At 69.1% G+C, this 2,444-nt stretch carries 3 protein-coding genes and 1 pseudogene; 3 read left to right on the top strand and 1 reads right to left on the bottom strand.

Features of this window, described 5'->3' with window-relative positions:
- Window positions 1-234, top strand: a pseudogene (locus JGS39_RS39295) (hypothetical protein); the annotation flags it as partial.
- Between the two features lie 109 nt (window positions 235-343).
- Window positions 344-568, top strand: a complete 225-nt coding sequence (locus JGS39_RS39300; RefSeq protein WP_236064669.1) for a hypothetical protein — start codon at window positions 344-346, stop codon at window positions 566-568.
- 12 nt (window positions 569-580) lie between these two features.
- Here the strand turns inward: JGS39_RS39300 and JGS39_RS39305 are convergent, their stop codons facing one another.
- Window positions 581-1,876 carry a GNAT family N-acetyltransferase gene (locus JGS39_RS39305; protein WP_236064668.1) on the bottom strand — a complete coding sequence of 432 codons (1,296 nt, stop codon included), beginning with the start codon at window positions 1,874-1,876 and terminating at the stop codon, window positions 581-583.
- A gap of 95 nt (window positions 1,877-1,971) precedes the next feature.
- On the opposite strand from JGS39_RS39305, the gene JGS39_RS39310 reads away from it, so the two are divergent.
- Window positions 1,972-2,349: a nuclear transport factor 2 family protein gene (locus tag JGS39_RS39310; protein ID WP_219574552.1), complete on the top strand. Its 378-nt coding sequence runs from the start codon at window positions 1,972-1,974 to the stop codon at window positions 2,347-2,349.
- Window positions 2,350-2,444: the final 95 nt, after the last annotated feature.

Below are 2,444 nucleotides of genomic sequence, written 5' to 3' on the forward strand. Positions count from 1 at the left end.
TGGAGGAACCTGGTGGCCGTGGATACCTCTTTCTACACATCCTTCATGTCCGAAGAAATCAGGGACCAAGGCCGAGCCCAGAGCCTCCTGCTGATCCTCGAAGCACGCGGTATCACCCTCACCGACGAGCTCCGACAGACCATCACCACCTGCACCGACTCCCACCTGCTGAACCAGTGGCTCCACCGCGCCGCCACTGCTACCGCGGCCGAGGAAGTCTTCACCGGGCAGTAGCCCTCGCCCCGGCCGGAGGCGTCGCTGCCCGCACAGGACAGCGACGGCCGCCCAGCGGCACGATGATGAGAGGTCTGGAGCCATGGATATTTCTCTCTACACATCCTTCATGTCCGAAGAAATCAGGGACGAAGGCCGAGCCCAAGGCCGAGCCCAAGGCCGAGCCGACAGCCTCCTGCTGGTCCTGGACGTGCGCGGCATCGCGCTCACCGAAGCGGCCCGCGAGAAGATCACTGCCTGCGCCGACACTCAACTCCTCCACCAGTGGCTCGAACGCGCCGCCACCGCCACCACCGCCGAAGAAGTCTTCGCCAAGGGTCCCCAGGGTCACTGAGCGGCCAGGCCATCAGAAGCCGAAGGTGTTGTGCGGTTCGGAGTCGGCCCGGAACATCCGGGCAAGCTGTCCGATCGCGCCGTCGGTGTGCTGCGTGAGGTGGCCCGCGTACGCGAGGTCGTGCGCCGACATGCCGCCGAAGTAGAGCGCGCTGAGCGCTGAGAGCGTGACGGTCAGGTCCGCCGGCTCGTCGGTCGGCATGCACGTCACCGCGGCCTCGTCTGCCCGGAGCTGCCATGTCCCGTTATTCTCCGGACACATCCGGTCGTCGTCGATGGTGAATCGCAGCGTGCCGGGTGTGAGGTACGCGCGTTGCGTCAGGGCGCGCGGAACATCGAGCAGGCGCGCCCAGAGGTTGTCCGTCTGGCGGGTGACGCGCATCGCCCGCGGGTTCGTCAGCATCCATCGCAGGGGTTCGTCGCGCGGGCGGGCGGGCGCCACGACGGTCTTGGTGAGGTCGAAGTCGATGAGCAGTCCCCACAGAGCGCGGTAGGCCGCCGGGTTCATCGCCTCCAGGGCTTCGACCACGAGCGTGCCCGCCCGGTCCGCGGTCGGGGACCACGGCAGTCGGAAGTGGGCGATCCCGTCCACGTCGCCGCGCTGGTCTCGGTGGACGAGGAAGCGCAGCGGTCCGTTCGTACCGTCCGCTTCGTCGGACAGCCCATCCCATCGCCCGGGAAGCGGACTGAGCTCCCCGACGCGGTGTGCGCGCACGGATGCATGCACCCGGGGCCATGCCTTCTTCGCGTCCGCAGCGCCGATCAGCTCCAGCGACCCGGGATCCGGCGCTGACGGAAGTAGGGCCGCTTCGTGACGCGCCAGCTCCCACCGGGTGCGGTAGGTCGCGGGCGAGAACCCGAACCGTCCGTAGATGCGGCCCTCGCTCGCGCTGAGCATCGCCAACGGCTCGCCCCGCTCCAGAGCCGCATCGAACATGGCCTGCATCATCCGCCGCAGGCAACCGCGCCGGCGATGCGTCGCGATCACCCCGGTGGAGGTGACGCCGGCCATGCTGACCGTCCCTCCGCCGGGGACCGTCACCTCGAAGGAGATGGTTCCCGACGCGCCGACGCACCTGCCGTCGGCGAACGCCGCGATCGGGTGGAAGGACTCGTCCGCAGTGTCGGCTGCGGCCAGCTCTTCGAGCTGATCGGCGTCGGCGGGCGCGCGCTGTGGAGGCCATGGCTCTGGGCCGCCGTGCCACGCGGCGTCCGCGGGCTCCCAGCTCGGCATGCCGTTCGCGAACGGCAAGGTCCGGTAGTACGCGGCCATCTCGTCGCGTCGCGGCGGGCGGACTTCAGTCACCATGCCGGATATTGCATCCCTCAGCCGCGCAGGCGGGCAACCGCATATCCGTGGGCCACGTCCATGTGAGTGTCAGTGGCCCGTGCGAAGGTGCCCTCATGAACCCTCCGGGCGTGGTTGAGGAATTGTGGGATCGGATCCAGGCGCGCGACTGGTCAGGGGTCGCCGATCTGGTCGCAGAGGACGTAGTGGTGGAGTGGCCGGTCAGCGCCGAGCGCATCGTCGGCAACGAGAACTTCGTCGCGGTGAACAGGGAGTACCCGGAGGGCTGGTCGATTCGGGTGTTGCGGATCGTGGCCGCCGGGAACGAGGTGGTCTCCGAAGTCGAGGTGCCGCATGACGCGTTCGGCGTGTTCCGGGTGGCTTCGTTCTGGACCGTCGAGCGGGGACGGATCGTACGGGGCCGGGAGTACTGGACGAGTCCGGGGGCCGACCCGCGCCCGGAGTGGCGGGAGGCGCTGACCGAGCCCATGTGAGGCTCGGCTCGCGCCGGGCACGGCGGAACGACGGCGTGCCATGATCGGCGAAATGTCAGCCGCACGAGGGTGAGGAGGACGGGGGCGGGCCGGCG

The sequence above is a fragment of the Streptomyces poriferorum genome, assembly GCF_019399235.1.
GTDB lineage: Bacteria > Actinomycetota > Actinomycetes > Streptomycetales > Streptomycetaceae > Streptomyces > Streptomyces poriferorum.

Excerpts from the sequence above, each read along its gene's own strand:
- JGS39_RS39300 (WP_236064669.1), top strand. The coding sequence starts at position 344 with ATGTCCGAAGAAATCAGGGACGAAGGCCGAGCCCAAGGCCGAGCCCAA.
- JGS39_RS39305 (WP_236064668.1), bottom strand. The coding sequence starts at position 1,876 with ATGGTGACTGAAGTCCGCCCGCCGCGACGCGACGAGATGGCCGCGTAC.
- JGS39_RS39310 (WP_219574552.1), top strand. The coding sequence starts at position 1,972 with ATGAACCCTCCGGGCGTGGTTGAGGAATTGTGGGATCGGATCCAGGCG.